A 17,594-nucleotide genomic window follows, 5' to 3' on the forward strand; every position below is an offset into this window, starting at 1 on the left:
ATGGGTTTTCCGACCATATGACCAACAGGGGCCCTGACGGGACAACAGTGACATCGCCGAATCCAGCTGATTCGGGGTCTGGGGAGACGCTCGCGTCGCCCCACCCCGAACCCGCACCCATCTCCACCGATCCGTCCAAGGGAGCCAAGGTTCGCCTCGGCGACCGCATTTTCCGCGGGCTCTCCGAAGGCTCGGGCATCCTGATCGTCGCGCTCATCGCGGCGATCGGGGTGTTCCTGCTCTGGCGCGCGGTTCCCGCGCTGACCCGCAACGAGGAGAACTTCTTCCTCTACGGCGGCAACTGGATCACCACCGACACCTCGGCGATGCACTTCGGCATCTTCGAGCTGCTGCAGGTGACCGTGTTCGTCTCGGTGTTCGCGCTCGTATTGGCCATGCCGGTGGCGTTGGGCATCGCGATCTACCTCACGCAGTACTCATCGCGACGATTGGCCGGTCCGCTGGCCTATCTGGTGGACCTGCTGGCCGCCGTGCCGTCGATCGTCTACGGCGTCTGGGGCCTGTACGTGCTGGCCCCGGCCATCAAACCCTTTGCCGTGTGGCTCAATACGAACTTGGACTGGCTGTTCCTGTTCAAGACCGGCAACGCCTCGGTGGCCGGCGGCGGCACCATCTTCACCGCAGGCATCGTGTTGGCGGTGATGATCCTGCCGATCATCACCGCAGTCACCCGCGAGGTGTTCACCCAGACCCCGCGCGGCCAGATCGAGGCCGCCCTGGCGCTGGGTGCCACCCGCTGGGAAGTGGTGCGCACGACGGTGCTGCCCTTCGGGCTGTCCGGATACATCAGCGGCGCGATGCTCGGTCTGGGCCGCGCACTCGGTGAGACCATCGCCCTGCTGATCATCCTGCGCGGCACCCAGACCGCGTTCAGTTGGACGCTGTTCGACGGTGGATACACCTTCGCCAGCAAGATCGCCGCCACTGCAAGCGAATTCAACGACCAGTACAAGGCGGGCGCCTACATTGCCGCCGGCCTGGTGCTGTTCATCCTCACCTTCGTGGTGAACTCGCTGGCGCGCGCCGCGGTCGCCGGAAAGGGGCGCTCATGACCTCCACTCTCGAGCGGCCGGTCAAGGCTCCCGCGTTCCAGGGCGTGAGCCTGCGCCGCAAGCTGACCAACCACTTCGCCACGGTGCTGGTGACCCTTTCGTTGCTCGTCGCCCTGATCCCGCTGGCCTGGGTGCTGTACTCGGTGATCATCCGGGGGTGGGCCGCATTGAGCTCACCCACGTGGTTCACCAACTCGCAGGCCGGGATGACGACATTCACCGCCGGCGGCGGCGCGTATCACGCGATCGTCGGCACCCTGCTGCAAGGCTTCGTGTGCTCGCTGATCTCCATTCCGATCGGCGTGATGGTGGGGGTGTACCTGGTCGAGTACGGCGGCGGGACGCGGCTGGGCAAGGTCACCACTTTCATGGTGGACATCCTCACCGGCGTGCCCTCGATCGTCGCCGCGCTGTTCATCTACGCGTTGTGGGTGGCCACGCTCGGGTTCGGCCGGTCCGGGTTCGCGGTGTCACTGTCCTTGGTGCTGTTGATGATCCCGGTGATCGTGCGGGCCACCGAGGAGATGCTGCGCATCGTGCCGATGGACCTGCGTGAAGCGAGTTATGCGCTGGGCGTGCCCAAATGGAAGACCATCGTCCGGATCGTGATCCCGACGGCGCTGTCGGGCATTGTCACCGGGATCATGCTGGCGCTGGCCCGTGTGATGGGTGAGACTGCGCCGCTGCTGATCCTGGTCGGTTACGCCCAGGCGATGAACTTCGACATGTTCGGCGGCTTCATGGGATCGCTGCCGGGCATGATGTACGACCAGATCTCGGCGGGGGCAGGGGCCAACCCGGTGCCCACTGACCGGCTCTGGGGAGCGGCGCTGACGCTGATCCTGCTGGTCGCCCTGCTCAATGTCGGCGCGCGTGCGGTCGCCAAGTTCTTTTCCCCCAAGAAGGTGTAGGAGTTATCCATGGCCAAGCGGCTGGATCTCAAGGACGTCAACATCTACTACGGCGCGTTCCATGCTGTTTCCGAGGTTTCGCTGTCGGTGCAGCCGCGCAGTGTGATGGCCTTCATCGGCCCGTCGGGCTGTGGCAAGTCGACCGTGCTGCGCACGCTGAACCGCATGCACGAGGTGATCCCCGGCGCCCGCGTCGAGGGATCGGTGCTGCTCGACGGTGAGGACATCTACGGAGCCGGGGTGGACCCGGTGGGCGTGCGCAAGACCATCGGCATGGTGTTCCAGCGTCCGAACCCGTTCCCCACCATGTCGATTCGTGACAACGTGGTGGCCGGGCTGAAACTGCAGGGTGTGCGTAACAAGAAGACGCTCGACGAGGTCGCCGAGCGCTCACTGCGCGGAGCCAACCTGTGGAACGAGGTCAAGGACCGGTTGGACAAGCCGGGCGGTGGTCTGTCGGGCGGTCAGCAGCAGCGGCTGTGTATCGCCCGCGCGATCGCGGTGCAGCCCGACGTGCTGTTGATGGACGAGCCCTGCTCGGCGCTCGACCCGATCTCGACGCTGGCCATCGAAGATCTGATCTCCACGCTCAAGCAGGATTTCACGATCGTCATCGTCACCCACAACATGCAGCAGGCCGCCCGGGTGAGTGATCAGACCGCGTTCTTCAATCTCGAGGCCACCGGAAAGCCCGGCAAGCTGATCGAGATCGACGACACCGAGAAGATCTTCTCCAACCCCACCCAGAAGGCCACCGAGGACTACATCTCGGGCCGCTTCGGCTGACCCTGGCCGAGGCCGGGATCAGGGCGTCAGCACCACGCGGGTGCCTGACGGCTCGGCCCGTTCCCACACCTGTTCGACGTCGGCCAATGCTCTTGCCTGGGTGCGTAATTCGAGCTCGCCCGCGGCGACCATGTCGAACAACCGTGGCAGCGCCTCGGTTCGGGCCGAGATCAGGACGTCGAGCGGCACGCTGCCGATGCCGACGCCGCACAGTGTGATGCCGGTGCCGCGCAGCACGCCGGCGTCGAGGTTCAGCGTCGGCCCGGCCATCGACCCGATCTGGACGAACCGGGTTGCGTGGTAGTGCGCAGCCGGGTGACTGCCCGCCAACGCGGTCAGCACCTGCGTGGCGGGCTCGGCCCACAGGTAGTCGAGCACCGCGTCGAACGGTTTCCCGGTGTGAAGTTCTGTGACCCGCGCCGGCACATCGTCGGCACCCAGGGCGATCGCGTCATCGGCCCCGACCGACCGCAACCACTCCAGCCGGCCCGTGTCGCGTCCGGCCACCACGACGTGGCCGGCTTTGAACACCGACTTGGCCAGCTGCACGGCGACGGAGCCGGTGACGCCCGTGGCGCCGAGCACCAGAACGTGGTCACCGGGTTTGACTGCCGCGGCGTATGACAGGGCCAGCCAGGCTGAGAGGCCGGGGTTCGGGATTGCCGCGGCCGTCACCGAGTCCACGTGGTCGGGAACGTTGACACCGCCGAGCGGGTGCACCAATGTGCGCTGCGCCAGCATGCCGTAGGGGGCCGCTGCGTTCGCGTAGACCCGCCTCCCGTCGCCCAGCCGGACCACTCCATCGACACCGGGGATGGTCGGCAGCTGAATCTCCTTGCTGGCGTAGTGCTTTCCTGACACGAGAGCCCGAGTGAGGTTGGTCAGCGCCGATGCTTCGACGGTGGCCACCTCGGCGCCGTCACGCGGCTCGGGTTCGGGAACGTCGGTGTGGACGGGGTTCCGGCCCCATTCGGTGACCAGTGCGGCCTTCATGGCGACTCCTATGGTTTCCAAAGATATGGTTTCTGTGGAAACAATCTACTCGGCACCTCCTCGGGTGGCAAGATGGTTTCCGTGAAAACCAAACTTGAGCTGATCGACGCCATCACCGGGCTGATGGCCACGGTGGGCGACCGGCTCGGGAATGACGGGGAGGGCGACGCCGAGCGCGATTTCATGGCAGCCGGATGCCCTCAGCGGTTGCAGACACTGGTGCGGACGCTGCCGACGTCGTCGATGCACCTGCTGGCCGAGATCGCCGAAGGTCCGGTCAGCGTGGTCGGGCTGGCGGCGCGCTCCGGCCGGCTCAAGGGCACCGTCTCCAAGCACGTGCAGCGGCTCGTCGAGGCCGGCCTGGTGGCTCGCACACCGGTACCCGGCAACCGCAAGGAGATCGAACTCGGCCTGACCGCCGACGGGGAAATCGTCGCCGAACTGCACCGCAAACTGCACGACGAGATGGACCGCGGAACCCGCGATTTCCTGCTGCGCTACAGCGGCGCGGACCTAGAGGTGCTGGTCAGGGTGCTGGGGGACCTGGCCGGGGCGCACAAGGACGGTGTCCGTCTGGTGCCGCCCGCTGACCGGCCCTGAGTCACTGGTTCGACGAAACCGAATCCCCGTCAGCCGGGTAGGAGCCGGTGACCTGGAAGATCACCCGCCGCGCCACCTCGACGGCATGGTCGGCGAACCGCTCGTAGAAGCGGCTCAGCAACGTCACGTCGACCGCGGCGGTCACCCCGTGCTTCCACTCCCGGTCCATCAGCACCGAGAACAGGTGGCGATGCAGATCGTCCATCGCATCGTCTTCCTCCTGGATCCGGGCGGCCTTCTCCGGATCCTGGGTGAGCAGCACCTCGCGCGCGGCATGCCCCAGTTCCACGGCAACCCGGCCCATCTCCGCGAAGTAGCCGTTCACCTCCTCCGGCAGCACGTGCTGAGGATGACGGCGACGCGCGATCTTGGCCACATGCAGGGCCAATGCGCCCATCCGGTCCACGTCGGCGACGATCTGGATGGAACCCACCACCGAGCGCAGGTCACCGGCCACGGGCGCCTGGAGCGCGAGCAACACGAACGCAGACTCCTCGGCCTGGGTGCTCAGCGTGGTCATCTTCTCGTGGTCGCTGATGACCTGCTCGGCGAGTGCGAGATCGGCCTGCAAGAGGGCCTGGGTGGCCAGCTCCATGGCGGTACCCGCCAACTCGCACATCTCGCCGAGTTGGTCCGTAAGTGAACGCAATTGCTCGTTGTAATGGGTACGCATGCTGCAAGATTAGGCGGTCAGCGGGCCCGGAGTCACGATGCAACGATGAACGAACGGTGAATGCCGTCCGCTCGGGGCCGCCGGACTATTCGCAGGTGGTGTCGGCGGCGTTGGTGACGTTCAGGTCCTCGGGAAGGTGCGTCGGGCTGCTCCCGGTGCCTTTGAGCACATGCACCTGGACCTCGGACCCGCTCGGGGTCGGCGGGTTGACGTTGTTGAAGTCGGACCCCAGCACCACCTGCACGACATCGCCCATGCCCGTCACCCGCTCGATGGTCGGGTTGGTGAAGGAGCTGGCCACTGTCGCCGCCGCCTCCTCGTTACCGGGGGAGAAGAACACCGTGGTCGCAGGCAGTGTGCTCGGGTAGTCGTCCGGGGTGTTGACGTTGAAGCCGTGTTCCTGCAGCTCGGTGGCCGCCGTGGAGGCCAGGCCGCTCTCGCCGGTCGAGTTGGACACCTGCACCGTGACCTGCTGCGGCTCGGTGGTGACGGCGTTGACCATCTCACCGCTGTCGGACGTGGCCGGCGCGGGTGCCGGGGCGGTGGACTGGGGTGTCTCCGACGGCGCGGCAGCCTGTACCGACGACGTCGCCGACTCCGGGGTGCCGGGCACCGGGGTGTTGTCCGGGTTCTTCTCACCGGGTAGCGGGTCGTCGTTGATGATCGCGTCGAACAGGGCGCGCATGTCGTCGGTGCGGGGGACCTCGTTGCCGTATTCGTCGGCGTAACCGACGGTCGGCACGGTGATGAAGGTGATCCGGCCGGCGTTCACGCCCTGGACGGACTGGCCGAGGTCGACCAGGTCCTTGGTCTTGATGTTGTCGACGAAGCTGTCGCTGATGAACATGTTGACCACATTGTTCAGCTTGTTCAGCGAGAAGAAGGTGTCCCGGGAGATCAGCGCTCGCAGGAGCGAGGACAAGAACAGCTGCTGGCGTTTGATGCGCCCGTAGTCGCCGTTGTATTCGGTGGTCACCTGGCGCGCCCGCACGTAGTTCAGCGCGGTGTGGCCGTCGATCATCTGACGTCCGGCATTGGGCAGGACACTGCCCAGCTCGTAGTCCTCCAGCGGCGTGGTGCTGCACACCTCGACCCCACCGAGGGCGTCGACCATCTTCGAGAAGCCGGAGAAGTCGACGGCCATGAACCGGTTGATGGACAACCCGGACAGCTTCTGGATCACCTTCACCAGACACTTCGGCCCGCCGAAGGCGAAAGCCGAGTTCAGCTTGGTCTCGGTGTAGACCTCGTCGGGGCCGTAGGTCTCGGTCTCTTCGTCGTACAGCGGACCGTAGGTCGCCGTCTCGGCGTTCCAGGGTTCGCATTTCATCGGCGTGATGGACAGGTCGCGCGGGAACGACACGGCGACGACGCGTTCCCGGTTGGCCGGGATGTTCACCAGCATGATGGTGTCGGATCGGGCCCCGCCGGCGTCCTCGGTGCCGCCGGCACCCATGCCGCCGTTCTCGCCGAACCGGCTGTCGGTGCCGATGATCAGGAAATTCTCGTCGCCGAACTGGGCGTTGGGGTCGAGGATGTCGCGCGAGTTGAGATCCAGCGCCGCGACCTTGTTGAGGCTGTTGTTCTTCGAGGACTGCCACTGCCAGGCCCCGCCGGTGAGCACCAGGGTGAGGACCGCGAGGATCGCGGCGGCGGAACGGCCGGCCAGAATCACCCGGCGGTCGAGCGGCGGCCGCACCGGGTCCATCACGGTGGTCTCGTCGGGATCGTGCTCGTCCGGGGGCACCCGGCCGGCCCGCCATGTAGTTGGGCGCTGCTGGGGTGTCTCGTATTCGTAGACCGCAGGCAGGGCCGGGAAAACGTCGGTGTCGGTGTTGTCGGTCTCTGCCTCGTGGTGCTCCAGCGAGTCCTCGGACGGCGCGTCGATCGGCTCGGCGAACGGGTCCTCGAGCGGTTCGTGTTCGAACGACTCGTGGAAGGGCTCGTCGAAAGAGTCGTCGAAGTGCTCCGGGTAATCCTCGGCCTCGCCGAAATCCTGGGGTTCGTCGTCTTCCGGATCGATCCGTACCGCTTCGATAACGTCCGTCGGATCGGGCACGTGCGGGCGGACGTACACGGGCTCGGGATCCGGTTCTTCTTCTTCGAAATAGGCCGGCTCTGGCTCGGCCTCGTGGATGAATTCCGGTTCCGGCTCGGCCTCGAAGACGTACGCGGGCTCTGGCTCTGGTTCCGGCTCCGGTTCCGGCGCCGCGTCGGCTTCTGCGTCGTCCACGTCGTCGGGCTCCAGCCGGTGCCGCGTGGGGGTGAAGCCGGTCCCGGCGACCTTGGCGATCAGATCGGCGACAGTTACCCCGTCGGCGTGGCTACCGGTGGGCTCATCGAGCGGTGAATCATCGGGTGATGGGCCGTCTTGGCGTTCCCACGGCGCGGCGCCTGGCAAAGGCTGCCGGGATCGGGTAATCCATTGGTTGTCCGACGAATCCTCCGGCGAGCGGTGCCGACGGCCGGGAGTGGCGTTATCACCGTCACTCATGTCCTTACCGGCCTCCGACTCTTCGAACTCGCGCGTGCGCGTCGGTGCGCATCGTTCCCGCGGTGTGACTTGGGTGCTGCTGAGGTTTTTCTCCTCATCTCTTCTAGCAGCACTGTGCCGGACTGGCTACTTGAGCCGGCCGCGGCAGGGTTTTCATCGTACTGAGACATCCTGAGGCTGAGCTAGACCCAACCCGGTGACAGAGCAGTCTCGATGTCATCTCGGCGCGTGTGCAGGTCAGCCTCCGGAATGCATCACATCGGCCCCCACCGGCACCGCGCAGTCGTCGGGATCGTCGAGCCATCCCTCGGGCAGTGACACCGACGCGGCGGAGCCCTGTCGGCCGCGCGGACCGGTGGCCGCGGGCGGGAACGGAGCGTCGCCGTCCAGTTGGTCGAGCAGCTCGTCGAGCTCCCGGCGGGTCTTGACCAAGGCCAGCCCGCGCCGCAGATCGGCGCCGGCCGGGAACCCGTGCATGTACCAGGCCACGTGCTTGCGGATGTCGCGCATGCCCTTGTCCTCGCCGAAGTGCTCGCTGAGCAGCTCGCCGTGGCGGCGCACGATGTCGGCCACCTCGCCCAGGTTCGGCGGGGTGGCCGCCGGGCGGCCGGTGAAGGCCGCGGAGAGTTCGGCGAACAGCCAGGGCCGGCCCAGGCAGCCCCGGCCGATGACCACGCCGTCGCAGCCGGTCGCGGCCATCATGGCCAGTGCGTCGTCGGCCTCGAAGATGTCACCGTTGCCCAGCACCGGAATGCTGGTGACGTGGGCTTTCAGCGCGGCGATCTGATCCCAGTCGGCGGTGCCCGAATAGCGTTGGGCCGCAGTGCGGGCGTGCAACGCGACAGCTGCCGCGCCTTCCTCGGCGGCGATCCGCCCGGCGTCCAGATGCGTGTGGTGAGCGTCGTCGATGCCGATCCGGAACTTCACCGTCACCGGAATGTCGGTGCCCGCGACGCCGCGTACCGCAGCGGCGACGATCTGCCCGAACAGGCGCCGCTTGTACGGCAGTGCCGATCCGCCGCCACGCTTGGTGACCTTGGGCACCGGGCAGCCGAAGTTCATGTCGATGTGGTCGGCCATGCCCTCGTCGGCGATCATCTTGGCCGCGAGGTACGTGGTTTCGGGATCCACGGTGTAAAGCTGCAACGATCGCGGTGATTCCTCGGGCGCGAACGTCGTCATGTGCATGGTCACCGGGTGGCGCTCGACGAGGGCTCGTGCGGTGACCATCTCGCACACATAGAGGCCGCTGACAGTTCCGGCGCGGGCGATCTCCAGCTCGCGGCAAAGCGTGCGGAATGCCACATTGGTCACCCCGGCCATGGGGGCGAGTACCACCGGGCTGGGCAACGCGAACGGCCCGATCCGCAGTTGGGATCGGGCCGACGCTGCAGTTGCAGGAGGCGCGGCGGTCAGGGTCATGAAGACGAAGACGACACCAACAGGTTCTTCATGGCCTTCTTCTCGGCCACCTTGCGCTCGCGCTCCAGGCGGCGTTCCTTGGCCACCTCGAACTTGTCGCAGGCGTCCTCGAGCTCTTCGACGATGCGGCCGAGGTCGTCACGCAGCCGTGCGCCCTCGCCGGTGAAGTCCTCACGCTCGAAGATGCGCCACTTGCGCAGCACGGGCATCACCACGTCGTCCAGGTGGATGCGCGGGTCGTACACGCCGCCGACGGCGATGATGACGGCCTTGCGGCGGAAGTCCGGAACCGTGTAGCCGGGCATCTTGAAGTTGTCCAGCACCCGGTGCAGCGAGGCCATGCCCTGGTTGGGGGCGATGTCCAGGCCGGCTGCCGAGACGTCACGGTAGAAGATCATGTGCAGGTTCTCGTCGGCGGAGATGCGCTGCAGCAGCTGGTCGGCGATCGGGTCGTCGCAGGCCTTGCCGGTGTTGCGGTGGCTGACGCGGGTCGCGAGCTCCTGGAACGACACGTACATCACCGAGTCGAACAGGCTCTCGGCGAAGAGGTCGCCCTGCTGGTTCTGGCCGGGGGAGAAGCCGCGGGTGACCTGCTCGACGCGCAGCTCTTCCAGTTCGACGGGGTCGACGGCGCGGGTCACCACGAGGTAGTCGCGCAGGGCGATGCCGTGGCGGTTCTCCTCGGCGGTCCAGCGGTTGACCCAGTTGCCCCAGGCGCCGTCCATGCCCATGTTCATCGCGATCTCGCGGTGATACGAGGGCAGGTTGTCCTCGGTGAGCAGGTTCTGCACCATCGCGGTCTTGGCGACCTCGGACAGCTTGGACTGTTCGGGATCCCAGTCCTGGCCGCCGAGTGCGTAGTAGTTCTTGCCGTCCGACCACGGGATGAAGTCGTGGGGATTCCAGTCCTTACGCATCCGCATGTGGCGGTTGATGCTGGTTTCGACGACAGGCTCGAGTTCGTGCAGGAGCTGCAGGTCTGTGTATTCCTGCGACATGTGTCCTACCCTCCTCGCGTCCGGTGGGACGCTCAGTTATCTGTACCTGTTGGTAGCAGTCAATATATCTGTGTAAACCAGTGACATCAAGTTGCCCCGCGGGCGCGTCTACGAGTCCTGCGCGGCCACCGCAGCGACTGTAAGATCCGCACGAATACCAGTCGGATACCCACGCTCGGAGGTTGGGCACACGTGAAAAAGGTTGTCGTTGGTGCCGGAGCTGCAATTGCCACCGGTGCGGCCGTATCCCTGCTGTTCGGTGCCGGCGTTGCGGCTGCCGCGCCTGACGTGGTCGGCCAAACCTACTCGGACGCTTCGAGCGCGATCGAGGATAGCGGTGCCAGCGCAAAGGTCGCCGTCACCGTGGGCAGCAAGCTGTCCCAGGGCGATTGCATCGTCACCAACGCGTGGGACGCCCCGTTCGTGCGCGACAGCGGCGGCTCGTTCGGGCATGCCGACAGTGAGGTCATGGTCGCGTTGAACTGCGACGGCGACCATGCGACCGCCACCCACGGCGGCGCATCGGTGGCCAGCCCCGCAGGCCGTCAGGCCAAGGCTGCGGCCGACGAGGAAGAGGCGCAGGCCGAAGCGGAGGCCGCCGCCGCCCAGCAGGAGCAGCTGGCCGAGGTCAGCACTCCCGACGAGTAGCGGTTAAACGAGCGTTAATTGCTCGATGTGAGCCCCATCGCCGACTAAAATCCAGGTCAGCTCCCAAAGAGTCTTTCGTGGCACCTTGCCGCGGAACGAGGGACTGCTGACGAGCGCGGGCATGACGCCGGCACCCCACCTCTCCGGGAGAGATCACCGGACGGGGAAGGTCGGGCCAGATGAAGATCGCGATCGGGTTCGGAAGTGTCATCGGTATGTCCGCGGCGGGTTTTGCGTTCGCGGTGGTGGGCGCGGGGGCGGCCCAAGCGGCACCGGACGTGGTGGGGCAGACGTACAGCGACGCGGTCACCACAATCGAGGATGGTGGCGGCACCGCACATGTCGCGGTCACCGTGGGTAGCCGGTTGCCGCGGGACGAGTGCATCGTCACCAGCGCCTGGACCGTCCGGCAGCTGGTGCCGCAGACGTCCGACACCTACTACGAATACAAAGAAGACGTGACCCAGGTGGCGCTCAACTGCGACGGCGACCATGCCACCGAGACCCACCCTGGCGCGTCGATCGGCAGCCCGGCGGGCCGGGAGGCCAAGGCCGCCGAAGACGAGGCCGCCGCGGCCGAGCAGGAGCCGATCGCCGAGGCCAGTACGCCTGACGAGTAGGTCCGGGGTTCGCTCAGAAGCTGCCGGCCCGGCCGAGCAGCATGTCGACGCAGTAGTCGATGAATTGCTCGCGGCTGGCGGGCAGCCTGTCGTCGAGGTACGCGGTGAACAGCGCAGTCAGCGCCCCGATCAGGCTGGTGGCGACCATCGCCTGACGCACCGGGTCGGCGATGCGGGTCAGTTTGCGCTGCAGCAGGCCGATGAAGTCGGGCATCCAATCTGCGCCCGAGCGGGTCAGTACCGGTTCGGATTCGGGGGCCAGCAGCAGGACCCGGCCCCTGGTGGGGTCGTCGACCATGAGTGCGACGAAACGTTCCACTGCGTCTCGGGGGGTGACGGCGGTGGTCAGCGTCGACATCGCCCGGGCGCAGACGTCGTCGTACACGGCTCGGACGAAGGCGTCCCGGTCGTTGAAGCTCTCGTAGAAGTACCGCTCGGTGAGTTCGGCGGCCCGGCACACGGCCCGGACCGTGAGGGCAGGGCCGTCGGGTTTGCCCAGCAAGGTGACGCCTGCGGCGATCAGCTCGTCGCGGCGACGTGCCGTGCGTTCCTGAAGCGGAACGCCCGACCATCGGCCGCGTCGTTGACCGGATGGCACATCTACTCCTAAGCTCCGATGACAACGTGTGTAGTCACATTTGAAACAGGACCATCGTCTTGCCGGCAGAAAGCGCACCTGTGACACAAGATACTTCTGAGACATGCCCCGTGACCAGCGGATCCGCTGTGGTGGCGGCGGGTTGTCCCGCTGCTCCGGGCGGTTACGGAGCGCCGCCGATCCCGCTCGGGCCGGATTCGCTGACGTGGAAGTACTTCGGCGACTGGCGGGGCATGCTCCAGGGACCGTGGGCCGGGTCGATGCAGAACATGCACCCGCAGCTCGGCGCGGCGGTGATCGAGCACTCGATCTTCTTCCAGGAACGCTGGCCCCGGCTGTTGCGCTCGCTGTACCCGATCGGCGGCGTGGTGTTCGACGGAGCCCGCGCGCCGCAGACCGGTGCCGAGGTGCGCGACTATCACGTCGACATCAAAGGGGTCGACGCGCAGGGGCGCCGGTACCACGCGCTGAATCCCGAGGTCTTCTACTGGGCGCACTCGACATTCTTCGTCGGCACGATCATCGTGGCGGACCGGCTCGCCGGCGGCATCTCCGAGGCCGACAAGCGGCAGCTGTTCGAGGAGCACAAGCAGTGGTACGCGATGTACGGGATGAGCATGCGGCCGGTGCCGGAAACCTGGGAGGACTTCCAGGTCTACTGGGAACACATGTGCCGCAACGTGTTGGAGAACAACCAGGCGGTCCGCGATGTACTGGACCTGAGTGAGCTTCCGAAGCCGCCGTTCGCCTCGAAGCTGCCCGACTGGATGTGGGCGTTGCAGCGCAAGCATGTGGTGCACCCGTTGTTCGTGTGGTTCACCGTCGGCCTGTACCACCCGGCGGTGCGGGAGCTGATGGGATACAGCTGGTCGGAGCGAGACGAGAAGCGACACCGCTTGCTGGGCAAGGCGATCGGTCACATTTTCAAGTTGGTGCCCCGGCGGCGCCGCATGCATCCGCGGGCCCGCACCGCGTGGGACCGTGCCACGGGACGACTTCCGGCGGACGCTCCGCTGGTGCACACCCCGGCCCGCAACCTGCCGCCGATCGGACACCGCGACAACGGGATGCACTACTGCCCCAAGGTGTAGCCCCTTTGCGCCAGAGCCTCGTTCGTGGGCCTCAGCGCCCGACGAACGGGGCGTTCTGCGGGCAGTAGACCTTGACCGCACCCCGGACCAGGTTCGCGGCCTGATGCTTGTCGATGCCGGCCTGGTTCATCAGCTGACTGATGACGCCCCGCACCGTGCGGGCGGGCTCGATCTTGCCCTTCGTGAGCGCGTCGCAGACTCCGCGACCGACCTGGCCCGCCTCCTCGGCGGAGGTGGTGGGAATCTTCAGATCGTTGACGATGGCGAAGAACTGGTCATCCTGAGCGTCCGCGTGGGCCGGCGCGACCCCGAACGCGGCGCTTGCGGCCAGCGCGGCGGCACCGATCGCGGTGGCCATGACTCGAGTGCGCGGGCGCCGGGAGAGCATTCTTCTGACTCCTTGATTCGAACTGCCGACGCCTGCCGTGAAGACCTCACGCCGGATATCACTTCCGACCCCCGGTCATAACGATAAACGGGAGTAGCCAATGGTGCTGACGGATACCCCCATACCTGTGAGCCCGCTGTAGCGGAGCGGCTACGCCTCGGTAATTGCAGGGCGACGGCGTTGTTCGATGCTGACGCCATGACGACCATCTATGACCAGATCGGCGGGGCCGAGGCACTCGAGACCGTCGTCGACGATTTCTATCGGCGGGTGCTGGCGGACGACCAGCTGTCCGGGTTCTTCACCGGAACCAACATGGCCCGGCTCAAGGGCAGGCAGGTGGAGTTCTTCGCCGCGGCGCTGGGCGGCCCCGTCGAGTACAGCGGCGCACCGATGCGTCAGGTCCATCAGGGCCGCGGCATCACCATGCACCACTTCAACCTCGTAGCGGGCCACCTGGGCGACAGCCTTGCCGGGGCCGGGGTGCCCGAGCCGACCGTCGGGCAGATCATCGCCGCGATCGCGCCACTGGCCGACGAGATCGCTACCGCGCGGAGCGCGTAAACGGCGGCAGCGCGCAATGCGTGAACCGCACCGTGACCCGCCTTGCGGCGGGTGTCTGGTGCCCCCAGTAGGGCTCGAACCTACGACCTGCGGATTAAAAGTCCGTAGCTCTACCAACTGAGCTATAGGGGCGCGAGAAGACAGGGTACAAGATGGGTGAAATTGGTGTTGCGACCACCGGGTTTGAAGATTTGGGCATCCGTACCCTAAGCTATCGAAGCTCCCAACGGACACGTTGTGAACACCCCGGAGAGATTCGGATTAGGCCCCCATCGTCTAGTGGCCTAGGACGCCGCCCTTTCACGGCGGTAGCACGGGTTCGAATCCCGTTGGGGGTACGCAACACGGAAACGTGGAGCATGCTGGAAAGTAAGGCCCTGTGGCGCAGTTGGTTAGCGCGCCGCCCTGTCACGGCGGAGGTCGCGGGTTCGAGTCCCGTCAGGGTCGCCATCACGGCGAGGCAGTTCGGTTTGCAAGAGCCGGTGCCTTCCGGCCAGGTAGCTCAGTTGGTACGAGCGTCCGCCTGAAAAGCGGAAGGTCGCCGGTTCGATCCCGGCCCTGGCCACTGAGAGAACCCGCTACCCGTAGCGGGTTTTTCTGTATCTGGGGCCAGGCCCAGGTAGGCCAAGGGCTCCGGCGACCGCCATCAGGCCAATTGCTGACGCCGATCGCCGGAACCGTAGCGACCCTTCTCCGTCAGATCTGCCAGTCGTTGGAACCGTCGTAGCGGGAGTACGTGCCGCCGCCGGAGTTCTGCACGATGATGGGATCGCCGGGGCGGACGGTGTCGAAGAACCACCTGGCGTTGGTGGGGCTGATGTTGATGCAGCCGTGGCTGACGTTGCGCTTGCCCTGATCTGACACGGACCACGGGGCGCTGTGCACGAAGTCGCCGCTGTCGTCGAACCGGACGGCCAGATCAACGGTCAGCTTGTATCCGTTCGGCGAGTTGACCGGGACGCCGTAGGTGGACGAATCCATCACCACCGAGGGCATTTTTTCCTGAACGTAGTAGGTGCCGTTCGGAGTCTGGTGGCCGCCGGACGCCATACCCATCGACATCGGGATGGTTTTCTCCACGGCCCCGTTGCGGGTGACGGTCAGTTGGTGGGTGGTGTCGTTGGCCGTGGCCACCACTGTGTCACCGGTGTTGAAGTTGGACACCGTACCGGCGGCGTCGACGGTGACCGCGGTGTGTGCGGGCCAGAAGCTCAGCGGACGCCAGCGCAGTTGCGTGGGGGTGATCCAGTAGAACTTGCCGGGTACTTCCGGGACGGACGAGATATGGATGGCGTTCTCGGTGGCGCCGGCATCAGCGACGGGGCCAGGGAAGTTGATGATGATCGGCTGGGCCACGCCGACGGTCGCGCCGTCGGCGGGCACGAGCCGCGGCGGGTCGAACGGCGCCGGATCTGCCTGCGCGGCACCGGCACCCAACATCAACGCACAACCCACCATCGAAGCCGCTCCGGCTGCCCTCAAAGCGCCGAAAAGTCTTTTCCTCGTCCAGTCACTCATCTGACCATCGTGTCACGCTGGTCAGACCTGTCCGGTGTCCCGGCGGCGCACCGACCACCACCGGCGTCGACCAGTAGCCGCACCCGAGTGTGCATCCCGCTTGTGCCGGCACACCTCCCCGGCCGCAGCCACCGCCACCGGATCGAACCCCGGCGGTACCGGACCACCGGCCACCAGCGCGCGAACCAGCGCCTCCTGCCGCCGAGCCAACGTGTCGGTCATACCCACGCCTCCCGGGCCCCGGTGGTGATCGGCGCGGCTCCCGCGGCCGCGGCGATCGCGTCCAGCTCGTCGAAAAGCTCTGCGGCAGGCGGGAACCGGCCGTCACGCTCGAGCATGAACGGGGTGTCGACCCGTTCCCGCAGCGCTGTGACCAGATCCAACACCTCCGGGGGAGTCTGCGCGGTGTGGGTGTCGTGGTAGAAGTCCTCACCGTCGCGACCGCCCGCGACGTGGCTGTAGGCCACCTGTTCCGCGGGTAGCCGCGCCAGCTCCCGTATCGGATCACGTCCACGGTTGCGCGCGTTGGCGTACACGTTCGCCACGTCGAGGACCAACAGCACGCCGGTCCGGTCCACCAGTTCGGCGAGGAACTCCGACTCGGTGAGATCGGACTCCGGCCACTCCACGAAGGAGGCGATGTTCTCCACCGCGAGCGGCACCGGCAGTTCTTGCCGGGTGCGTTCGATGTTGGCCGCCAACACGTCGAGGGCCTGCCGCGTGCGTGGGACCGGCAGCAGATGTCCGGCCTCGATCCCGCCGGCCCGGACAAAGGCGATGTGCTCGCTGACCACCGGGGCGCCGAGTGCTTGCGCGCAGGCGGCCAGGCGCCGGACCCGCCTGGGCTGCACGGGTTCTGCACCGCCCAGCGAGAGTGCGACGCCGTGCGGGATCACCGGCACGCCGCGGGCGACCAGGTCCGCCAGTGCCGGGTCCGGCCGGGCTCGGCGGCGGCGGATCGGGATCGACTCGGCGATCACCTCGCAGAACCCGGGCCGCAGATCGGCGATCACTCCGGCGATCTCGCGTCGCCAGCCGATCCCCACATCGCCCAGGCCGGGAACGGTACGGACCGCGGCGTTCATCCGCCGCAGCCCCCGCACCCGCCACAGCCACCACCGCAGCCGCCGCCCCCGCCCCCGCCGTCGCCCCCGCATGAGGCGCCGCATCCGCCACCGTCGGCGCCGCCGGAGGAGTCCCCGGCCAGCTGAACCGAGGTCGAGTAGTCGGAGTCGACCGCCCACAGGGCACCGGTACCGAACAGGGCCACCGACATCGCCACCGCGGCCGGGCCGTAGGTGTCGAAGGCGGGTTGTCTCGCGGGCTCCAGATAAGCGAGTTCCCTCTGCCGGGCGGCGAGCAGTCGACGGCCCGCGCGGGTCAGGCGATCGACGCCGAGCAGGTGGGGGAGCACGAGCGCCCCGTACAGGACCGTGGCGAGGGCCACCGCGGTGAACGTGACGGCGTGGATCGGGCGGTCGGACAACGATGTCAGCAGATAGATGCCGTAGCCGACGCCGAGTGCCATCACCAGGATCGACGGCGCTGTGCCCCAGCGCATGCGGGTCCGTTCGGCCGTGCTGCGCACCAGCCCTCGCCGGCTCAGCTGGGCTTCCAGCGCCGCGAGTTCGTCGCCGGAAGCGGCGTACAGCCCCGGCACGGTGTGGTCGGGGTCCGCGCCGGCCCGCTCCAGCACCCGTCCGGTGAACCCGTCGATCTCGGGGCTGCGTACGGCGCCGTCCACCCGTCGATTCGCGGTGATCCGTCCGCTTGCCCGCAGGCCTGCCAGCGAGGTCACCACCGGGGCGATGTCCGAGCGCAGGAACGCGAGCTCGGTTGCGCTGATCGGCTCGGTGACCGCTGCGCGCCGTGGCGTTGTTGCGATCCGCCAGAGCACCGCGAAGACCACCGTCGTCGCCAATGCGGCGAGATATCCGTACCCCTCTGCGGTTATCGCCTCGGCGTACCTGTCGATCAGCTTCTCAAGCGACATCACATTCACCTCCTGGTGTTCGGTTCAGATCACCTTGCGTGCGTCAATCCCCTTACCGGTCACAACTTTCAGCGGAACCTGGTCGTCTCGCTGAATCAGCCAGCGTGCACGGCCATGGACAGGGGCCGTTGAGGAGTTGATGGCTGTTGTCTGAGGAAATCCGTGCCATCGACGGGGGTGACGCAGCGCACCGGGAGAGATATGGGCAATTATGCCCATATCTC

At 66.8% G+C, this 17,594-nt stretch carries 19 protein-coding genes and 4 tRNA genes; 11 read left to right on the forward strand and 12 right to left on the reverse strand.

The window, feature by feature from the left end:
* The first annotated feature begins 17 nt into the window (after positions 1-17).
* From pstC to pstB, 3 genes are read left to right on the forward strand one after another with little or no spacing between them, the layout of a single operon-like run.
* Positions 18-1,073 carry a phosphate ABC transporter permease subunit PstC gene (gene pstC / locus ACNQR1_RS07155; RefSeq protein ID WP_418045072.1) on the forward strand — a complete coding sequence of 352 codons (1,056 nt, stop codon included), beginning with the start codon at positions 18-20 and terminating at the stop codon, positions 1,071-1,073.
* Positions 1,070-1,984: a phosphate ABC transporter permease PstA gene (gene pstA, locus ACNQR1_RS07160; RefSeq protein ID WP_418045074.1), complete on the forward strand. Its 915-nt coding sequence runs from the start codon at positions 1,070-1,072 to the stop codon at positions 1,982-1,984. The genes pstC and pstA overlap by 4 nt, the downstream gene beginning before the upstream one ends.
* Positions 1,985-1,993: 9 nt before the next feature.
* Positions 1,994-2,770 (forward strand): phosphate ABC transporter ATP-binding protein PstB, encoded by a 777-nt coding sequence (gene pstB / locus ACNQR1_RS07165; protein ID WP_003884662.1) that lies wholly within the window; start codon positions 1,994-1,996, stop codon positions 2,768-2,770.
* Positions 2,771-2,788: 18 nt separating this feature from the next.
* Here pstB and ACNQR1_RS07170 read toward each other — a convergent pair whose 3' ends face one another.
* Positions 2,789-3,763 carry a quinone oxidoreductase family protein gene (locus ACNQR1_RS07170; RefSeq protein ID WP_418045076.1) on the reverse strand — a complete coding sequence of 325 codons (975 nt, stop codon included), beginning with the start codon at positions 3,761-3,763 and terminating at the stop codon, positions 2,789-2,791.
* 81 nt (positions 3,764-3,844) lie between these two features.
* On the opposite strand from ACNQR1_RS07170, the gene ACNQR1_RS07175 reads away from it, so the two are divergent.
* The gene (locus tag ACNQR1_RS07175) at positions 3,845-4,363 is read left to right on the forward strand and encodes a MarR family winged helix-turn-helix transcriptional regulator (protein ID WP_418045078.1); all 519 of its coding nucleotides are present in this window, start codon (positions 3,845-3,847) and stop codon (positions 4,361-4,363) included.
* Between the two features lies 1 nt (position 4,364).
* On the opposite strand, the gene phoU is transcribed toward ACNQR1_RS07175, so the two are convergent.
* The 4 genes from phoU to ACNQR1_RS07195 form a co-directional block, all read right to left on the reverse strand.
* Positions 4,365-5,036: a phosphate signaling complex protein PhoU gene (gene phoU, locus ACNQR1_RS07180; RefSeq protein WP_036447562.1), complete on the reverse strand. Its 672-nt coding sequence runs from the start codon at positions 5,034-5,036 to the stop codon at positions 4,365-4,367.
* An 85-nt stretch (positions 5,037-5,121) separates the two neighbouring features.
* Positions 5,122-7,530, reverse strand: coding sequence for an LCP family protein (locus tag ACNQR1_RS07185; protein ID WP_418045080.1), 2,409 nt, complete (start codon positions 7,528-7,530; stop codon positions 5,122-5,124).
* Positions 7,531-7,767: 237 nt separating this feature from the next.
* Positions 7,768-8,952: a tRNA dihydrouridine synthase DusB gene (dusB, locus tag ACNQR1_RS07190; RefSeq protein WP_418045082.1), complete on the reverse strand. Its 1,185-nt coding sequence runs from the start codon at positions 8,950-8,952 to the stop codon at positions 7,768-7,770.
* Complete coding sequence (locus tag ACNQR1_RS07195) at positions 8,949-9,950, reverse strand: acyl-ACP desaturase (RefSeq protein WP_055117683.1); 1,002 nt, start codon at positions 9,948-9,950, stop codon at positions 8,949-8,951. The genes dusB and ACNQR1_RS07195 overlap by 4 nt, the downstream gene beginning before the upstream one ends.
* A 192-nt stretch (positions 9,951-10,142) precedes the next feature.
* Between ACNQR1_RS07195 and ACNQR1_RS07200 the strand changes: the two genes are divergently transcribed.
* Together ACNQR1_RS07200 and ACNQR1_RS07205 are read left to right on the forward strand one after the other, a co-directional pair.
* Positions 10,143-10,598, forward strand: coding sequence for a hypothetical protein (locus ACNQR1_RS07200; RefSeq protein ID WP_418045084.1), 456 nt, complete (start codon positions 10,143-10,145; stop codon positions 10,596-10,598).
* Positions 10,599-10,777: 179 nt separating this feature from the next.
* Positions 10,778-11,218, forward strand: a complete 441-nt coding sequence (locus ACNQR1_RS07205; protein ID WP_418045086.1) for a hypothetical protein — start codon at positions 10,778-10,780, stop codon at positions 11,216-11,218.
* Between the two features lie 13 nt (positions 11,219-11,231).
* Here the strand turns inward: ACNQR1_RS07205 and ACNQR1_RS07210 are convergent, their stop codons facing one another.
* On the reverse strand, positions 11,232-11,816 hold the full coding sequence (locus tag ACNQR1_RS07210; RefSeq protein WP_418045088.1) for a TetR/AcrR family transcriptional regulator: 585 nt from the start codon (positions 11,814-11,816) through the stop codon (positions 11,232-11,234).
* A gap of 80 nt (positions 11,817-11,896) precedes the next feature.
* Here ACNQR1_RS07210 and ACNQR1_RS07215 point away from each other — a divergent pair, with 80 nt between their 5' ends.
* Complete coding sequence (locus ACNQR1_RS07215) at positions 11,897-12,907, forward strand: oxygenase MpaB family protein (protein WP_418045090.1); 1,011 nt, start codon at positions 11,897-11,899, stop codon at positions 12,905-12,907.
* A gap of 31 nt (positions 12,908-12,938) precedes the next feature.
* Here the strand turns inward: ACNQR1_RS07215 and ACNQR1_RS07220 are convergent, their stop codons facing one another.
* Entirely contained in the window at positions 12,939-13,265 is a 327-nt protein-coding gene (locus ACNQR1_RS07220) for a DUF732 domain-containing protein (RefSeq protein ID WP_418045092.1), read from the reverse strand.
* A 228-nt stretch (positions 13,266-13,493) separates the two neighbouring features.
* On the opposite strand from ACNQR1_RS07220, the gene ACNQR1_RS07225 reads away from it, so the two are divergent.
* Positions 13,494-13,859: a group I truncated hemoglobin gene (locus ACNQR1_RS07225; RefSeq protein ID WP_418045094.1), complete on the forward strand. Its 366-nt coding sequence runs from the start codon at positions 13,494-13,496 to the stop codon at positions 13,857-13,859.
* Between the two features lie 56 nt (positions 13,860-13,915).
* On the opposite strand, the gene ACNQR1_RS07230 is transcribed toward ACNQR1_RS07225, so the two are convergent.
* Positions 13,916-13,991 (reverse strand) — tRNA-Lys (locus ACNQR1_RS07230).
* 133 nt (positions 13,992-14,124) lie between these two features.
* Here ACNQR1_RS07230 and ACNQR1_RS07235 point away from each other — a divergent pair.
* The 3 genes from ACNQR1_RS07235 (at position 14,125) to ACNQR1_RS07245 (ending at position 14,424) form a co-directional block, all read left to right on the forward strand.
* Positions 14,125-14,197: transfer RNA gene (locus ACNQR1_RS07235), tRNA-Glu, on the forward strand.
* Between the two features lie 35 nt (positions 14,198-14,232).
* Positions 14,233-14,309 (forward strand) — tRNA-Asp (locus tag ACNQR1_RS07240).
* Between the two features lie 41 nt (positions 14,310-14,350).
* Positions 14,351-14,424 (forward strand) — tRNA-Phe (locus tag ACNQR1_RS07245).
* Between the two features lie 131 nt (positions 14,425-14,555).
* On the opposite strand, the gene ACNQR1_RS07250 is transcribed toward ACNQR1_RS07245, so the two are convergent.
* The 4 genes from ACNQR1_RS07250 to ACNQR1_RS07265 are packed head-to-tail and all read right to left on the reverse strand — an operon-like array spanning position 14,556 to position 17,370.
* Positions 14,556-15,377, reverse strand: coding sequence for a L,D-transpeptidase (locus tag ACNQR1_RS07250; protein ID WP_418045096.1), 822 nt, complete (start codon positions 15,375-15,377; stop codon positions 14,556-14,558).
* A gap of 21 nt (positions 15,378-15,398) precedes the next feature.
* The gene (locus ACNQR1_RS07255; RefSeq protein WP_418045098.1) at positions 15,399-15,599 is read right to left on the reverse strand and encodes a hypothetical protein; all 201 of its coding nucleotides are present in this window, start codon (positions 15,597-15,599) and stop codon (positions 15,399-15,401) included.
* Positions 15,596-16,462, reverse strand: a complete 867-nt coding sequence (locus ACNQR1_RS07260) for a DUF692 domain-containing protein (protein WP_418045100.1) — start codon at positions 16,460-16,462, stop codon at positions 15,596-15,598. The genes ACNQR1_RS07255 and ACNQR1_RS07260 overlap by 4 nt, the downstream gene beginning before the upstream one ends.
* Positions 16,459-17,370: a TIGR04222 domain-containing membrane protein gene (locus ACNQR1_RS07265; RefSeq protein WP_418045102.1), complete on the reverse strand. Its 912-nt coding sequence runs from the start codon at positions 17,368-17,370 to the stop codon at positions 16,459-16,461. The genes ACNQR1_RS07260 and ACNQR1_RS07265 overlap by 4 nt, the downstream gene beginning before the upstream one ends.
* Between the last annotated feature and the right edge of the window lie 224 nt (positions 17,371-17,594).

The organism is Mycobacterium sp. 48b (assembly GCF_048282725.1).
Classification (GTDB): domain Bacteria; phylum Actinomycetota; class Actinomycetes; order Mycobacteriales; family Mycobacteriaceae; genus Mycobacterium.